Raw genomic sequence first — 16,017 nt, 5'->3', positions numbered from 1 at the left:
GTTTTCTAGTTGAATTTGTTGAGCGAAATATAGATTAATTTTCTCTGAAAAGGAAGGAAGTAAGGTGTTTTTGACGAATTGTTTAATATGTCGGAAAATATGAACTTCAATTTCTTACATAGTGTATAAATTAGGAGCTTTTGTATGAGGGGAAGATGGAATATGGTGTTAGAGCAAAATAATACAGTGTTACAGGTTCCAATAGATCTAATAAGGCCAAATCCGTATCAGCCAAGAAAAGTATTTACGAAGACTAGTTTGGAAGAATTGAGTGCATCCATTAAAGTTTATGGTATTTTGCAGCCTATTAGCGTGAGAAAGATGGGACCGGATCATTACGAGTTGGTGGCAGGCGAGCGGAGATTAAGAGCAGCAAAGCTTGCCCAATTAGAGAAAATTCCTGTTATCGTGTCTGAAATGACAGATCAAGATTCTTCTGTATTGGCACTTATAGAGAATCTGCAGCGTGAAGACTTGAATTTTATTGAGGAAGCAGAAGGATACAATCATCTGATCCTAGATCATCATTTCACCCAACAGGATATTGCAGAAAAGGTGGGAAAAAATCAATCTACTATCGCGAATAAGCTCCGAATTTTAAAATTATCTAAAGATATAAAAGAAAAGCTCATGGAGTTTGGTTTGACCGAGCGGCATGCCAGGGCTTTATTGAAGCTGCCAGATGAAAAACTTCAGCTAAAGGTGTTGGAGGAAGTTGTTAAGAAGGATCTGACAGTAAAGAAAACTGAAAAAATGATAGCAGATATTTTAGAAGAGCTGTCAAAACCAAAAGATCCTGAAAAAAGACAGAACATCAAAAGCGCCTTTAATTTTAAAATTTACCTAAATACATTAAAAAATGCCTTTAATGCGATCAAACAGACAGGACTGGATGCGGAGTATAAACAGTTAGACAAAGGAGACCACATTGAAGTTGTTGTAAAAATTCCTAAAACACGATAAATGAAAATATGAAGATTAGGTTATAGATAGGGTATCTATAACCTTTTTATTTTTCTATTTTAAGATGAGTTTTTAGAAAAAAACGACCTTCATAAATTTGATTTAACAAGATAAAAAAAGGCTGGTAATGGGAAAGGTTCAAACGAAGGTTAAAACGCCTTAAAAGGCGATTATAGGGCAGACTTTACCGGAGTAAAGTGCTATATTTTTCCTGATAGGGTCAGGACACCAATAACGATAAAAGCTACACCTGCACTCATTTGCAAATAATGGGGTGGAATGTATTTTGTAATATATGTACCTGCGAAAACGCCAATTAGTGCACTTAAAACTAAAGCGGAGGCAGCACCAATGAAAACACCTAAAACAGACTTTGATTGGGTAGCTAAAAGCATTGTTTGAAGTTGTGTCTTATCTCCCAACTCTGCTAAAAAGACCATCCAAAAAGCACTAATAATAATTTTCCACATCTATAGATCCCCCTTATAATTTGGTGAAAATATCCTATGATTTCCCATCTTTGATTCATAAAAAGTAAAGAGAATGCGCTGGACCAAGTGCCATACTTTTATAGTATATTCATCATAATCCCTTACTATTAATAGATATTAAGAAACGAATCTATTATGAAAGTATAAATTTCCTTTTTTTTCTTAGTAGATTTTTATTTTTCCTTTTCAACGAAGAAGGAATAGAAAATGTTTTAACGAAATGTATTTATATGATAAAAATTAATTGGAGGTGATTTTGGTGGGAAAAGTAATTGCTATTTTTAATCAAAAAGGCGGGGTAGGGAAGACGACGACCAATGTCAATCTGAGTGCTTGCCTCGCAGCGAAAGGAAAAAAAATTCTGGTTATCGATATAGATCCTCAAGGCAATTCAACCAGTGGACTGGGAATTGATAAAAGTAATCTTCCTACATCCATGTATGATTTAATTATTGGAAACGCAGATATACACCAATGTATTTATGAAACCAATCGAGAAAATCTTTCCATCGTTCCCTCCAGCGTCCAACTTGCAGGGGCGGAAATCGAGTTGACGGATTTAGATAGTAGAGAAATGCGTTTGAAGCAGGCAATACAAGAAGTAAGAGATACCTTTGATTATATTTTTGTGGATTGTCCGCCATCACTAGGGCTTTTGACGATTAACTCCTTGACAGCTGTAGACAGCGTGCTTATACCTATACAATGTGAATATTATGCTTTAGAAGGCGTAAGTCAATTAATGAATACGATTGAATTGGTAAGAAAAAACCTAAATCCAAGCCTAGATATTCAAGGGGTAGTACTGAGTATGTTCGATGGAAGGACAAACCTTTCTATACAGGTTGTAGATGAGGTTAAGAAGTATTTTAAAGGCAAAGTATATACAACCCTTATACCGAGGAATGTAAGATTGGCAGAGGCACCTAGTTATGGTTTGTCTATTATCGAATATGATGCAAAATCCAAGGGGGCAGAGGCGTACAGTGAACTAGCTGAAGAATTTTTAGACCTAGAAGAGGATGTGATCTAATTGACCAAGATGAAAGGTGGCCTTGGAAAAGGCTTAAATGCATTGATCCCAGAGCGAAAGATTGAGCCTGCTGTTATCGAAGCAAAGAAGGGTGATGCTTTAAAAATAAGTATCCATGATATTAAACCTAATCGTAGTCAGCCTAGAAAAGATTTTGCCAAAGATAAGCTAGAGACATTGGTAGATTCTATAAAGCTCCATGGTGTCATCCAGCCGATTGTTGTTAGAGCTGTTGATATTGGTTATGAAATTGTGGCTGGAGAGAGAAGATGGAGGGCAGCAAGAGAAGCTGGACTGAAGGAAATTCCTTGTATTATTAAAGAATTGAATGATCAGCAGGGCATGGAAATTGCTTTGATTGAAAACATTCAAAGAGAGAATTTAAACCCTATTGAAGAAGCCCTTGCTTTTAAAAGCTTACTGGATACATACCATTTAACCCAGGAACAAATTTCGAAAGCTATTGGAAAAAGCAGACCCCACATCGCAAACACCATGAGATTATTAAATCTACATGAGACGATTCAGGAAATGCTTATTGAAAATCAGATCACCAGTGGTCATGCTAGGGCTATTCTGCGATTGGAAAGCGCCTCTTTACAACAAAAATTAAGTAAAGAAGTGGTTGAGAGGGGATTGTCTGTTCGTGAAACAGAAGCTTTGGTTACAAAAGTATTGGATGGAAAAATGAAAAAAGAAATCTCAAAAGACCAGAAAGACATAGGTTTGCTTAATTTGGAAGAAACATTAAAAATGTTATTAGGGACAAAGGTAAGTATAGTAAAAGGAAAGAAAAAAGGAAAAATAGAGATTGAATATTATAGTGATGATGAACTCGAACGATTGATAGACTACTTCCAAAAAAAATAGAAATGTTTCACGTGAAACATTTTGTGAAAATTACTTTTGAATGGCAGAATAGATTTATGTTCTGCCATTTTTATGTTATAGACAGGAACAGCACAATATAATATGATAAAAAAGAGAAAGTGTAATTCCATCAAAGCAGTAGATAGCCTTAGAAATATTAAATTTTCTATTTGTGTTGAAAGACATGAAACTTACAGCATAAATCTACTAGAAAAGAGAGATGCCTATGGAAAAAATTATATATCAAGTAGATGCATTCACAAACAAGAGGTTTGGCGGAAACCCTGCAGGGGTTGTGCCTGATGCCTATGGATTGACGGATCAACAAATGCTGAAGATTGCAAGGGAAATGAATTTATCAGAAACAGCGTTTCTGATTCCCATAAAAAATGGTGATGCTGATTATGAAGTTCGATTTTTTACGCCAGAACAAGAGGTTGATCTGTGTGGACATGCCACCATTGGAGCTTTTTATGCCCTTGCAGAAAAGGGATATATGGAGATAAAGGAGAGTATATTCACCATAAAGCAAAAAACGAAAGCAGGCATTTTACCTGTAGAGATTCATTTTCAAAAGGATAAGATCCATAAGATCATGATGACACAAGCACGACCGGAGTTTTTATTTCAGATTACTGATTTTCAAGAGCTGGCAGAGATCTTTGGAATCGAAGGGAACCAGATCGGAATTGAAAACCATGTCCTTTATCCACAAGGGGTATCAACGGGGTTACCTGACTTAATGATGCCCGTAAAAAGCCTGGATGTATTAAAGAAATTAAATCCAAATAAAGAGAAATTAATAGATTTTAGCAATCGTCACGGACTTATAGGTGTCCATGCCTTCACGTTGGAAGCAGAAGAGAGTGGATCTTCGCTGGCCTGTAGAAACTTTGCGCCGGCGGTGGGTATTGACGAGGAAGCGGCTACTGGCACATCAAATGGAGCTCTTGGAGCATTTTTAATTCATCATAATATTTTTGCCTTTGAGGATGGAATGTCTATTATTTGTGAGCAGGGGTATTATATGGATCGTCCAAGCAAAATTATGGTAAAATTAGAAGGAACGAAAGAAGATTTCTCTGTAAAAGTCGGCGGGCAGGCAGTGATTACCTTAGAAGGTGTTATGATTTGTGAATAGGATTCGAAATGGGTGGAGTCACTAGTTATCGGGTGACTCCTTTTGTTTTAGATGTTGTTGTGGAAAAGCACGACGTAAGATCGAGATTGAGATCGAATAAAGGCGGTAGGGAGCGACTTTTTCTATCCGAAGATCTTAAAGATCAGCAGAAGAAGGGCAGGATGAACCTGCCCTTCGGGTATAGTACATATTAGTAGGGGCAGACCTGTGTGTCTGCCCGAAGGAGAACGTTCAAATGCCAACGGGTGGACACATAGGTCCACACCCTACGATTGCGTCACCTTCTTTATTAATTGCAACGAACTTACTTGCTCCTTAAATCAAAATTCCTCAACAATAATCTGATAGAAGTCATATATTCCTGCTAAAATTTGATATAATATATAAGGAAGCAAACGAAGGAGGATGAATATGAGCGAAGAAAAATACTTGGAGACAGTTTTAGATATTCCAGAGGAGATATATGAAGTGGAGTTTACATCCATGGAGGAAAGATTATCTGGGAGCGAGTTGGAACCAGGATTGAATATGTTGAAAGAGAAGATTGGTGACGCAGACTTTGAAAAGTATTTCAATGTACTAATTGATATAAAAAGATATCAGAAAGATATGATGATCATTACTTTCAGCGAAAATCATTCTGCGATCATTATTAGAGAATACTATGATATCCTGAAAGAAGTTTTCAATGTAAACAATATTCGAGTGGTTGTTCAATCAAGATAGTATACATACTGTCCGTTATATGAACAAAATAGAGCTTAACGAAATACAATAGAATCAGAAAAAATGTTTCACGTGAAACATCAGATGAAGTAAGGGGCTTTGAAGATATTTATGGGGGTGAAATGATGATATATTTGGATAATGCAGCTACCACTTTCCCAAAACCGGAAATAGTATACCAAGCAGTGGATCAATGCATGCGCGGTTTTGGCGCTAATCCCGGGAGATCAGGGCATAAGCTGGCATTAGAAGCAGGGAGAGCCATCTATAAAACAAGAGAATTATTGTGCAGATTGTTTAATATTGATAATCCAATGCAGGTAATCTTTACAAGCAATGCAACAGATTCGTTAAACCTTGCGCTAAAAGGAGTGCTAAAGCCAGGGGATCATGTCATTACTACCAGCATGGAGCATAATTCCATGATACGTCCAATCATGTCCTTAAAAGAGATTGGGGTGGAGCATACTGTTGTTCAGTGCAAAGAGACCGGGGAATTAGATCCAGAAGAAATAAAGAAGGCGATTAAAACACACACAAAGCTTATCGCTATGACCCATGCATCAAATATCACTGGAACGTTAATGCCAGTGGCTGAAGTCGGAAAAATTGCAAAAGAAAATGATCTTTTGCTGCTGGTTGATGCAGCACAAACAGCGGGGGTATATTCTATAGATGTGAAAGCAATGCATATAGACTTGTTGGCAGCGCCGGGTCATAAAGGTCTTATGGGTCCTCAGGGAACGGGTATTCTTTATATTCGAGAAGGGATAGACCTAAAACATATGAAAGAGGGCGGCACTGGCAGTAAGTCAGAATCCTTATTACAGCCAGAAATCACACCAGACCGATATGAAAGCGGAACACCAAACACACCGGGAATTGCTGGAGTTGGTGCAGGTATAGAATTTATTCTATCTACAGGGTTGGAGACAATTCGGAAACATGAAGAAGAATTAACAGCCTACATGCTGTCAGGACTAAAAAAGATTCAAGGTATAAAAATATATGGACCTCAGGATCACAAGAAGCAGGCGGCAGTGATATCCATCAATATTGGTGAAGAGGATTCTTCAGAGGTAAGCTATGTGTTAGATAAGGTGTTTGAAATAGCAGTTCGGTCAGGCCTCCACTGTGCCCCATTGGCGCACCAGACCATAGGAACCTTTGAGCAGGGAACGGTAAGGTTTAGCATCGGATATTTTAATACAAAGGAAGATATAGATAAGGCCATAGAGGCATTAAGAAAAATCTGTGAAGAATTAGAGGTTTAGGGTTATATTACAGGGCTATAAGTATACTAAAATAATAAATTTAGCAATGCGCACTAATCGGGCGGGGGAACCCCGCCCCTACAGATATAAAAATAATTGGTAGGGGCAGGGTTCCCCTGCCCGTCACTGTATCGCGGTTGAATAAAAGATATTGAAAAAAATACTAGTCTATTTCAAACGACAAGTTCTTTCATTTTTTGTCAGACCATGAGATAATAAATCGTTAAAACAAATTAGGTGAAATTGAGGGGGATTCGGGTGGATGTATTGTTTAATTTTATAAAGGAAAACGGAGAATTGTTTATCTTGTATAGTGGTATTGCGAATATCTTTTTATTCATCATGTGGATTGTTCAAGTGAGTAAAACTTCAAAAATGGATAAAAAATATAGCAATTTAGCAAGGGGACTAGACGGAAAAAATCTAGAAGAAGTTATTTATCGCTACTATGAAAGGATCGATCAAGCAGACATTCATATGAACAAAATAGATCAACGGCTTGGAATGATAGAGGGTAAGCTGCTAAAGAGTATTCAAAAGGTTGGCATTGTACGATACAATGCGTTCAATGACACTGGCGGGGATTTAAGTTTCTCCATTGCCCTTTTAGATGAAGAACATAGTGGTTTCATTCTAACAAGTATCTATGGTAGAAATAATACGACTGTCTACGGAAAGCCTGTAAAAAAAGGCAAGTCGTCGTATACCCTTTCAGCGGAAGAACTGCAGGCCTTAGATCGGGCTAAAAATAATTCCCTTGATGAATATGCCAGGGCAATTTCCTAGGTAGCATCATGGATTGGATGTTTATTGTTAATCCCGTAGCTGGAAAAGGGAAAGGGAGAGACGTTGCCCAGCAGATTCAAAAATTCATGAAGAAAAAAAATATTGCCTATGAGATACGCTTTACAAAGTTCAAAGGAGATGGAGAAATTTTAGCCAAGGAGGCAGTGGATAGGGGCTGCTGCACCATCATTGCTGTAGGTGGAGATGGAACCATTTATGAGGTGGTGAACGGCATGGGAATTGGTACGGGAACCTTAGGCGTCATCCCTTGCGGAACCGGGAACGACTTGGCTAAAACATTAGGTATACCAGAAAACCCTGTAAAGGCAATGGAGATTATTCATGGGGAACATGCCACAGCCATTGATTGTGGAAAAGCCAATGGTCGGTATTTTCTAAATGTGGCCAGTATAGGATTAGATGCTGAAATAGTAAAGGAAACAGAAAATATCAAAAGATATATAAAGGGGCCATCGGCTTATATCGCAGGGGTATTAAAAACCCTTTTGTCTTTTCGGGATAAGGAAGTTATTATAGAGGTTGATGGAATTCAAACCAAGAAACAGATAATGTTGGTTGCTGTAGCAAATGGAAAATATTATGGCGGTGGAATGAAAATCGCACCTAAAGCTGATATCCAAGACGGGTATTTTGATATATGCATTATCAACAAAATTTCTAAGGGGAAGGTGTTGAGATTATTTCCTACCATCTTTTCAGGAGAACATATAAAAGTAAACGAAGTTGAAATGATTAGAGGTAAAAAAATAAAAATAATTGGATTAGAAAAACTTATTTTGAATGTAGATGGTGATATTGTTGGAGAAGCACCAGTTACCATGGACATCTACTCTGGCGGAATAAAGGTTTTTGTGGCCAAACAGATGCAATGTAGATAGAATGAAATATTTTTGACATGTTTTTGATAAAATGGGTATAAAGGATAAACCTTCTAGTCATAATACTGCTAGGAGGTGTTGAAATGCCTAAGGTTATAGCTATTCCACCCGGACTGGAAGCAGTGGGAAGACAACTAGAAGCTCGGGGTTACGAGGTTGTTGATGAGCGATATGAAGGGTACGTGGACACCATATTGTATGACAGCAATTATAGCAGACTCAGCTACCTAACGAACTTTGATAATGTCATTGACATGGATCGAGGAGCCTTTGTGGTGAATGCTGGGGGAAAAAATGTAGATGAAATTATCTATGCCATCGAGCGAAGGAGTTATGAATCTTTATTTTAGATGAAAAAAATCTGAGGAGCAGTCAAGATTAAAATAGTCTTGACTGCTCCCTTGCATTTTCTTGAAGATACTTCCAAAGGCCGTATTGAATACCATCGGAGATTGTATCGGCCATTTTCATAACAAGGCTTAAACGAGTATTTTGAAGGACAATATATTCCATGAAACCTCCAAGGTTTACTATGCCTGTAACATGAATATCACCAACCGGAGGAAGATCCTTATTTACGCCTGCACCTGGGCGAAGAGGGCCATGGGACATATTAATACACCCTACGCGCTCTACCTTACCTAAGCAGGCATCTATGGCAATAATGAATGGTTTTTTATATGAATTATAAACAAAATCAATGGAGTTTTTCAAATTTTTTGCATGGACAGGATCTTCCAAGGTGCCATGGACAAATACGTTTTGATATCTCTTAAGTATCCGTTGGAGCTTATAACCAATCAAAGGACCAAGAGAATCACCAGTGGAACGATCTGTACCGATGCACATAATGACCAAATCACCATATTGCTCGGTGTTATAATATGTATGCAAAAAGTCTAGAAAAATCTTGCTAAAGGCAGAAGCTGCCATTGGTGTTTGGACATTCACGGAATGATCTGTGGTGGGTGTTATCGTATTCATGATAGTTTGTACCACTCCCTTCTAGTTTAATATATTAAAGTTTGTCCGAAACATGACTATAAAATACATAATAGTAGTGGGTAAGAACCAAAGGATGTCTTTTCAATAGCAGCAGTGCTATAGAAAAAACGGGTGCTTCAACGGTATGGAAAAAGGCGGGAAAGGATAGAATAAAAATGATATTTATGTTTCCACACAGTAGGAAACTTTTGTTTTTTACAGTACAAAAAGCAGAGGACAGTGGAAGGATTCCCATGTCAGAGGAGACTATAGACATATACAGTAAAGTGCTATTTGGGGAGCGGATGATAGACATGGCAATAAAAACCGTAATCTATGATGTAATCATTGTTGGTGCAGGACCTGGAGGGTCGACTGCCGCAAGGGAGTTAGGCAGCAAGGGGTTTAACGTTCTGATCATTGATAAGAAAAAGTTCCCGAGGGATAAAACCTGTGGAGGGTTTATTCCAGCTAAAGTATTAAATGAACTAGGCTTTCATTTGCCAAGGGAGTTTATACGCAACGAAATTCGAAGCATATCCTTGTATGGAAAAAGTCTAGAAAAGTCAACTTACCATAGCAGCGTACCATTAGGGGTAACGATACCTAGAATAGATTTAGATCACTTTCTCATCAATAAAGCTATAGGACAAGGTGTACGCTTTATGGATGAGACGAGATTCTACCACATGGAACAACAAAAAAGCATACTGAAAATATACACTTCTTCAGGAGAATATTATTGTAGAATACTCCTTGGGGGTGACGGTATGTTTAGCAAGGTAAGAAAATACGTAGAAGATGATGCTGTCATGAATCCATATAAAACAGGATTTACTGTGAGTACAAGGCTAATGAAGAAAACATTTGATGAGGATGTTGACTTTAAATTATTCAGTATTCCTGTGGCCTTTTCCATGGGCTGGGCAATTCCCATGGGAGAGAAGGAAATGAATGTAGGTATAGGCGGGCCTATGTTTAAAAAACAAGAGCTGCTCAAAGAGTTTCAAAACTATATAAAAAAGCTAAATCAAGTTTACCAATTAGAGGATGGGAAGGTAAAAGTAAAGGGCGCTTTTTTACCAGCAGGTGGATTTAAGAGAAGAATTATGAAAGATCATATTTTATTGATAGGTGATGCTGCAGGTTTTGCTGACCCACTTACAGGAGAAGGGGTTTATTACGCAGTGAGAAGTGGAAAAATTGCAGCAGAAGCCATCCAAAAAGGAAGCCTGAAATCCTACGAAACTCAATGCGTCAAAGAGTTTAATGCAAAATTTAAGATGTCATTATTAGAGACAGGATTAACCCTAAAAAAAGAATATATGGATATAAAAATATTAAGAGAGAAAAAATGTCAATCCTTCGCAAGACTCATGTAATATTCAAAAATATAATTAGACGTATTCAAAATATTTGTTGGGGGTCGACATCGCATGGAAATTTTGAGCTTGGGGGAAAAAATCAAGCTGCACCGAAAGAGATTAAATATGACGCTAAAGGATTTAGCAGGAGATCGTATTACGGCTGCACAAATTAGTCATATAGAAAGAGATAAGTCCTATCCAAGTCAGGACTTGCTAAAATATTTTGCCAAAAGACTTGATGTTACCGTAGATTATCTGGTTGAGACGAGAGAGGCTCAGTTGAAAAGACATTGTGAAGCTATTCTATTGGAAGCAGAAACCTTGGTTTACAAAAAAAATTATGAAAAAGCTATCTCAAAAATTTCAAGGATGGTAGAGCTTACAGAAAAGCATGAAGTAACAGCCATCGATGCAAAGGCAAAATATCTCTTGGGATCTATTTATTTGCAGAGTAGGGAGAACGTAAAGGCAGCGCGATATCTAGAGGAAAGCGTAAGACTATATACCCGGGTTGGAGATTATGAAGGGGTAGTACAGAGCTATCTACAGCTAGGGACAGCGTACTATAACAAAAACTACTTTCACTCTGCCCTCGATAAATTTAATCAAGCAGAAGTAGTGATTCATAAGAAAAGACTGATAAATAAAGAGTTGGAATTCAAAACGTACTATCACATATCCCTTTGTTATGTAAATATGGGCAAAGGGGATGAGGCAGTAGATTATGCCCTAAAGGCAAATGAAATACATAAGCAGATTGAGAATCCCTATGACTATGGTGAGACATTATCCCTATTGGCTTCAGGATATATGGAAAATGGCGATGTAGAGATTGCTGTGAAGTGTCTAAAAAAGGCATTGGAGATGTATAAACAAAGTAACGAAAAGAAAGAGCTAGCCCTTATTGAAGATAATTTGGGTCGCGTCTACATAAGAACTGAGAAGTATGATCAAGCTTTAGAGCATTTAGACAAGGCGTATCATCTAAAAAAGGAAATACAAGATGATTCTCTGGCGGATACTATATTGGTCTATGCAAATTATTATATTCATAAAAAGGATTATCATCAAGCCGAGGTTATGATATCTGAGGCTTTAGAAATTGCAGAAGAACGTGATATGGAAAGGTTTAAAACCAATGCACTTATAAGCAAAGCGAGGATTCACAAGGAAATAGGAGAAAACGCTAAGGCCATAGAAATTCTTGAAAGTGTCATAGAAATTTTGAGAAAGGCAGAAATGCCTAAAGAACTTGGAAAAAGCTATCTACAACTGGCAGAATTATTGGCGTCTATAGGAGAAGAACACAAGAGTATAGCTTGTTACCAAAAAGGGATAGATATTCTCAAGAAGGCATATGTCATTAATTTTTAAGAAAACGAAGGAGCAGAAATTGATCTGCTCCTTTGCTAATACCTAGGAAAAAAATGATGTAAATGATTGAAACTATCATTGGTAAAATTTTACGGTTGTGCTATAATGAAAAGCAAAAAAGATGAGGATGTATTTTCAAGAAATTATTGATTTACGTTCTTTGGAGGAGATAAAGAAAAAATGGAAAAACTACAAATAGATTTAGGAGAGAAGATATATCCAATATATATAGGAAGCGGTCTATTGGGAAGCCTTAGAGAATATTTAGATACGGCGGATCAGTGGGTAATGATAACAGATGAAAACTTAGATGATTTATATGGGGAGCCGTTGCGACAGGCTTTTGCTGGTAAAACAGTCTATAAGGTAGTTATTATACCGGGAGAAGAAAGTAAAAATATTGATACGGTGACAGAGATTATTGATTATATGCACGAAATCGGCTGTACGCGACAGAGTAAGTTATTGGCTTTTGGCGGCGGTGTTGTGGGAGATATTGCAGGGTTTTGTGCATCAATCTACATGCGGGGAATTGGATATATACAAGTGCCAACTACCCTATTGGCCCAAGTGGATAGCAGTGTAGGCGGCAAAACCGGGATAAATATCACCCAGGGAAAAAATATTATGGGGACATTTTATCAACCTCAAGGGGTGATTAGCGATGTAGCTTTGCTGAGAACTCTTCCTAAAAGAGAGTTTATAAGTGGCTTAGGGGAAGTGGTGAAATATGGAATCATCTATGATTATGCATTCTTTCAATACATCCGTGCCCATAAAGAAAAAATTCTATCCCTAGAGCAAAGCAGTATTGCCTATATCATTAGAAGATGTTGTGAGATAAAGGCAAGGATTGTGGCACAGGATGAAAAGGAAAATGGATTGCGGAAAATATTGAATTTTGGTCATACAATTGGCCATGCCCTGGAATCTATCACAAACTACGAAAAATATACCCACGGGGAAGCTGTATGGATAGGGATGTATAATGAGATTTTACTGGCCCAAAGGGCAGGCTTAATAAAACAGGAATACTTTCAGGAACTTCAGGATTTTTTCATAGATATGGGAATACACTATGATTTGCCTGGTTACGATACAGAAGCTTTGTTGGATAAAATGAGCAAGGATAAGAAAAATCTGCAAGGGAAAATTTCTTTTATTCTTCCTGTTGATCGGGGCAGTGTAGTAGAGAAGCATCTTACGAGGGAAGAAATACGGTGGTAGATGTTATGATATCTAGAAAGGATGATGGACTGTGAACAATAGAATCAATGGAAAAACCGCTTTATATGGCGTGATTGGATATCCCATCTCCCATAGTATGTCACCGGAGATCCATAATACTATTTTTGATCTACGGAAAGAGAATAGGATATATCTACCCTTGAGTATACCCCCTGAGACATTGAAAGATGCCATGATGATGCTGGGCAGTAGTTTTAAAGGATTTAATGTGACGATTCCCCATAAGGAGAAAATCATGGAGTACTTGGACGAAATCGATGAAAAGGCCCGTTGGTATGGGGCTGTCAATACAGTAAAGGTTGAAGATGGAAAGCTGATAGGATACAATACGGATGGATATGGATTTACCAGAAGTATGGTGGAAGAAGGAGTTTCCTTGGAAGGGAAAAGGATTTTGCTAGTGGGGTCTGGTGGTGCAGCAAGGATTGCAGGTCATGAAATCCTTTTACAAGGGGGGCTGCTGACGATTGCGAATCGAAGTAGTGATAGATCCCATCGGTTAAAAGAGGTGTTGGAAACCAATATAGGGGCTAAAGATATAAAGACTATGGACTTAAATCATATTGAATCGGGCTTTGATTGTATCATCAATGCGACGCCATTGGGCATGGCACCATGGGTAGAAGAAATGCCTGTAAGAGAAGAGGTATTGAAAAATTCTCCCTGGATTTTTGATATGGTATATAACCCTTATGAAACGAAACTCATGAGACTGGGAAAGATATATGGTTGTCGTGTCAAAAACGGATTTTCCATGCTATTTTATCAGGCGGTGAAGGCCCAAGAAATATGGATGGGAAAGATGTTCCTAGAAGATGAACTATATAAGCTTCATGAAGAAATTGAAAATTACATTGTGGGAAGCAGGAGGGAAGATATTGAATCAATTGGATAGGCTCCGTCAAGAGATAGACCGTTGTGATCAAATTATCGTAAGTGCCTTGGAAGAACGAATGAATGCCGTAATAAAGATTTTGAACCATAAAAGGAACAATGGGATGCCTATCTTTCAGCCAGAACGGGAAAAACAAGTGATAGAAAAGGTGGTAGACCAGCTTAAGCATAAAGAATTTTCCAGGGAAATAGAGAAGATTTATATAGAAATCATGCGAAATAGCCGAAGAATTCAGTCTAAGCAGCTCTTTCCCTATAACATTGTGCTTATCGGATTTATGGGGGCAGGTAAGAGCAGTGTGGGTGAATATCTGTCTAAACTGTTGGAGATGGAGTGGATTGATGTAGATCAAAAAATTGAAGAACATCAGGGAATGAAGATCCACGAAATGTTTGATATCTATGGTGAGTCTTATTTTAGAGAGATAGAAACTGAAGTAGTATATGAAATTCAAGATAGGGAAAATACGATTTTTTCTTGTGGCGGCGGTGTGGTACTGAGAAAAGAAAACATAGAGGCACTAAAACGAAATGGACGATTGGTACTACTTCAGGCAGAGGCGGAAACAATTTATGAGCGTCTCAAGGATGATCGTACAAGACCATTGTTAAAGAATCAAATGGCGGTATCGGCCATTGCACAGCGCTTAGGAGAGAGAAAGCAAAGGTACCATGATGCGGCAGATTTTATCATCGATACAAATGAGAAGGATATTCCAGCAGTGTGTCAGGAGATTATTTGTGAGTTAATGAAATAGAAAAGCAGTAGGGATATCAGAAAGATAATATGGTTGGAAGCTACATCATATTGGACAACAAAGGTGCGTAAGGTTAAGGTTGAGGTTGAAAACAATATCTAGGGTGAGTCTAGTAGGAGTGAAATGTGCTCAGGTATGGCAAACACTGTTCGCTGCTACGATTTTCCTTAACCTTAGCCTAAACCTCAACCTTCATTATTTTGGATAAAAAAAGAAGTTGCAAAAAGACGAAAAGAGGAATAAACTATATTTAGATAGTTAGATATTTATCTAAATATATAAATACAACAAAGGAGGCGAGGCGCTTGAACGATGTCTTTAAAGCATTGGCAGATCCGACCAGGAGAAAAATCTTGAAGATGCTTCGAGAGCAGGACTTATCTGCAGGAGAGATCGCAGATGCTTTCCATATCAGTAAGCCATCGATTAGCCATCATTTAAATTTACTAAAGCAAGCAAACCTTGTGCTTAGTGACAAGCAAGGTCAAAATGTTTACTACTCTTTAAACACTACAATTTTTCAAGAGGTCATGCAATGGTTCTTTGAGTTTTCAGAAAGGGGAGAGATAGATGAAAATAAATAAATGGCTTATCTTGATTATTTTGCTTTCAGCAATTGGAACAATTTTTGTATATCAACAGCTGCCGAGTATGGTACCGGGGCACTGGAATCTAAATGGAGAAGTTGATCGGTATAACAGTAAAGAATTTGTATTTTTTACAGCATTGTTGCCCCTAGGATTATACATCCTGATGGTATTTTTGCCAAATCTTGATCCAAAGAAGGCTTCTTACTTGAAACATGAAAAGGCCTATGCCATGGTCCAGACATCAATTATTATTTTTCTAATAGCAATTCATTGGTTAACCATTATCATGGCGTTGGGATATGATGTGAATATCGGAAGAGTTATAAGGGTTGGGTTAGGGCTTTTATTTGTTATCATGGGTAACTATATGAGCCAGATCCGCCATAATTATTTCTTTGGTATAAAAAATCCTTGGACGTTGGCCAGTGAAGAGGTTTGGACGAAAACCCATCGCTTGGGCGGGTATGGTTTCGTTTTATCCGGGATCATAGCTTTCCTCAGTGCTTTTCTCCAGGATCCTGCTGCATTTAAAATGATGATGATCGGCATATTTGGACCGCTGATTGGTGTAAATATTTACTCTTATTTGTTATATCAAAAGGTAAAAAAAGAATCCTAG

Annotated in this window: 18 protein-coding genes; 16 read left to right on the top strand and 2 right to left on the bottom strand. The window is 37.8% G+C overall.

The window, feature by feature from the left end; genetic code table 11:
- The first annotated feature begins 144 nt into the window (after nt 1-144).
- On the top strand, nt 145-963 hold the full coding sequence (noc, locus tag K0R93_RS17615) for a nucleoid occlusion protein (protein ID WP_300304191.1): 819 nt from the start codon (nt 145-147) through the stop codon (nt 961-963).
- Nucleotides 964-1,163: 200 nt separating this feature from the next.
- On the opposite strand, the gene K0R93_RS17610 is transcribed toward noc, so the two are convergent.
- Nucleotides 1,164-1,433 (bottom strand): TMEM165/GDT1 family protein, encoded by a 270-nt coding sequence (locus K0R93_RS17610; protein ID WP_300304188.1) that lies wholly within the window; start codon nt 1,431-1,433, stop codon nt 1,164-1,166.
- A gap of 280 nt (nt 1,434-1,713) precedes the next feature.
- On the opposite strand from K0R93_RS17610, the gene K0R93_RS17605 reads away from it, so the two are divergent.
- From K0R93_RS17605 to K0R93_RS17570, 8 genes are all read left to right on the top strand, one after another.
- Complete coding sequence (locus tag K0R93_RS17605) at nt 1,714-2,487, top strand: ParA family protein (RefSeq protein WP_300304185.1); 774 nt, start codon at nt 1,714-1,716, stop codon at nt 2,485-2,487.
- Nucleotides 2,488-2,496: 9 nt separating this feature from the next.
- Nucleotides 2,497-3,357: a ParB/RepB/Spo0J family partition protein gene (locus tag K0R93_RS17600; protein WP_300304289.1), complete on the top strand. Its 861-nt coding sequence runs from the start codon at nt 2,497-2,499 to the stop codon at nt 3,355-3,357.
- A 226-nt stretch (nt 3,358-3,583) separates the two neighbouring features.
- Nucleotides 3,584-4,498 (top strand): PhzF family phenazine biosynthesis protein, encoded by a 915-nt coding sequence (locus K0R93_RS17595; RefSeq protein WP_300304182.1) that lies wholly within the window; start codon nt 3,584-3,586, stop codon nt 4,496-4,498.
- Between the two features lie 411 nt (nt 4,499-4,909).
- The gene (locus K0R93_RS17590; protein ID WP_300304179.1) at nt 4,910-5,224 is read left to right on the top strand and encodes a hypothetical protein; all 315 of its coding nucleotides are present in this window, start codon (nt 4,910-4,912) and stop codon (nt 5,222-5,224) included.
- Nucleotides 5,225-5,349: 125 nt separating this feature from the next.
- Nucleotides 5,350-6,498: an aminotransferase class V-fold PLP-dependent enzyme gene (locus tag K0R93_RS17585; protein WP_300304176.1), complete on the top strand. Its 1,149-nt coding sequence runs from the start codon at nt 5,350-5,352 to the stop codon at nt 6,496-6,498.
- A 258-nt stretch (nt 6,499-6,756) separates the two neighbouring features.
- Nucleotides 6,757-7,284: a DUF4446 family protein gene (locus tag K0R93_RS17580; protein WP_300304173.1), complete on the top strand. Its 528-nt coding sequence runs from the start codon at nt 6,757-6,759 to the stop codon at nt 7,282-7,284.
- A gap of 8 nt (nt 7,285-7,292) precedes the next feature.
- The gene (locus tag K0R93_RS17575) at nt 7,293-8,183 is read left to right on the top strand and encodes a diacylglycerol/lipid kinase family protein (protein WP_300304170.1); all 891 of its coding nucleotides are present in this window, start codon (nt 7,293-7,295) and stop codon (nt 8,181-8,183) included.
- A gap of 83 nt (nt 8,184-8,266) precedes the next feature.
- On the top strand, nt 8,267-8,533 hold the full coding sequence (locus K0R93_RS17570; protein WP_300304167.1) for a YkuS family protein: 267 nt from the start codon (nt 8,267-8,269) through the stop codon (nt 8,531-8,533).
- A gap of 28 nt (nt 8,534-8,561) precedes the next feature.
- On the opposite strand, the gene yyaC is transcribed toward K0R93_RS17570, so the two are convergent.
- Nucleotides 8,562-9,167, bottom strand: a complete 606-nt coding sequence (yyaC, locus tag K0R93_RS17565) for a spore protease YyaC (RefSeq protein ID WP_300304164.1) — start codon at nt 9,165-9,167, stop codon at nt 8,562-8,564.
- Between the two features lie 209 nt (nt 9,168-9,376).
- Between yyaC and K0R93_RS17560 the strand changes: the two genes are divergently transcribed.
- The 7 genes from K0R93_RS17560 to K0R93_RS17530 all read left to right on the top strand — a co-directional run bounded on the left by K0R93_RS17560 (nt 9,377) and on the right by K0R93_RS17530 (nt 16,017).
- Nucleotides 9,377-10,549, top strand: a complete 1,173-nt coding sequence (locus K0R93_RS17560; protein ID WP_300304161.1) for a geranylgeranyl reductase family protein — start codon at nt 9,377-9,379, stop codon at nt 10,547-10,549.
- Nucleotides 10,550-10,603: 54 nt separating this feature from the next.
- A complete protein-coding gene (locus K0R93_RS17555) occupies nt 10,604-11,908 on the top strand; it encodes a helix-turn-helix domain-containing protein (protein ID WP_300304158.1) in 1,305 nt (434 codons plus the stop codon).
- 180 nt (nt 11,909-12,088) lie between these two features.
- A complete protein-coding gene (gene aroB / locus K0R93_RS17550) occupies nt 12,089-13,135 on the top strand; it encodes a 3-dehydroquinate synthase (protein WP_300304155.1) in 1,047 nt (348 codons plus the stop codon).
- Nucleotides 13,136-13,166: 31 nt separating this feature from the next.
- Nucleotides 13,167-14,051 carry a shikimate dehydrogenase gene (gene aroE, locus K0R93_RS17545; protein WP_300304152.1) on the top strand — a complete coding sequence of 295 codons (885 nt, stop codon included), beginning with the start codon at nt 13,167-13,169 and terminating at the stop codon, nt 14,049-14,051.
- Nucleotides 14,035-14,808 carry a chorismate mutase gene (locus K0R93_RS17540; protein WP_300304149.1) on the top strand — a complete coding sequence of 258 codons (774 nt, stop codon included), beginning with the start codon at nt 14,035-14,037 and terminating at the stop codon, nt 14,806-14,808. The genes aroE and K0R93_RS17540 overlap by 17 nt, the downstream gene beginning before the upstream one ends.
- Before the next feature lie 254 nt (nt 14,809-15,062).
- Entirely contained in the window at nt 15,063-15,392 is a 330-nt protein-coding gene (locus K0R93_RS17535) for an autorepressor SdpR family transcription factor (protein ID WP_330685210.1), read from the top strand.
- Nucleotides 15,379-16,017 carry an SdpI family protein gene (locus K0R93_RS17530; protein WP_300304146.1) on the top strand — a complete coding sequence of 213 codons (639 nt, stop codon included), beginning with the start codon at nt 15,379-15,381 and terminating at the stop codon, nt 16,015-16,017. The genes K0R93_RS17535 and K0R93_RS17530 overlap by 14 nt, the downstream gene beginning before the upstream one ends.

Origin of the sequence: Anaerosolibacter sp. (assembly GCF_029240175.1) — a bacterium.
GTDB lineage: Bacteria > Bacillota > Clostridia > Peptostreptococcales > Thermotaleaceae > Anaerosolibacter.
The sequence above is the reverse complement of the archived record's forward strand: the minus strand, read 5'-3'. Positions and strand labels throughout refer to the sequence as shown.

Coding starts and splice junctions, on each gene's coding strand:
- K0R93_RS17595 (WP_300304182.1), top strand. CDS start 3,584: ATGGAAAAAATTATATATCAAGTAGATGCATTCACAAACAAGAGGTTT.
- K0R93_RS17610 (WP_300304188.1), bottom strand. CDS start 1,433: ATGTGGAAAATTATTATTAGTGCTTTTTGGATGGTCTTTTTAGCAGAG.
- K0R93_RS17575 (WP_300304170.1), top strand. CDS start 7,293: ATGGATTGGATGTTTATTGTTAATCCCGTAGCTGGAAAAGGGAAAGGG.
- K0R93_RS17570 (WP_300304167.1), top strand. CDS start 8,267: ATGCCTAAGGTTATAGCTATTCCACCCGGACTGGAAGCAGTGGGAAGA.
- K0R93_RS17585 (WP_300304176.1), top strand. CDS start 5,350: ATGATATATTTGGATAATGCAGCTACCACTTTCCCAAAACCGGAAATA.
- K0R93_RS17590 (WP_300304179.1), top strand. CDS start 4,910: ATGAGCGAAGAAAAATACTTGGAGACAGTTTTAGATATTCCAGAGGAG.
- K0R93_RS17555 (WP_300304158.1), top strand. CDS start 10,604: ATGGAAATTTTGAGCTTGGGGGAAAAAATCAAGCTGCACCGAAAGAGA.
- K0R93_RS17600 (WP_300304289.1), top strand. CDS start 2,497: ATGAAAGGTGGCCTTGGAAAAGGCTTAAATGCATTGATCCCAGAGCGA.
- noc (WP_300304191.1), top strand. CDS start 145: ATGAGGGGAAGATGGAATATGGTGTTAGAGCAAAATAATACAGTGTTA.
- aroB (WP_300304155.1), top strand. CDS start 12,089: ATGGAAAAACTACAAATAGATTTAGGAGAGAAGATATATCCAATATAT.
- yyaC (WP_300304164.1), bottom strand. CDS start 9,167: ATGAATACGATAACACCCACCACAGATCATTCCGTGAATGTCCAAACA.
- K0R93_RS17530 (WP_300304146.1), top strand. CDS start 15,379: ATGAAAATAAATAAATGGCTTATCTTGATTATTTTGCTTTCAGCAATT.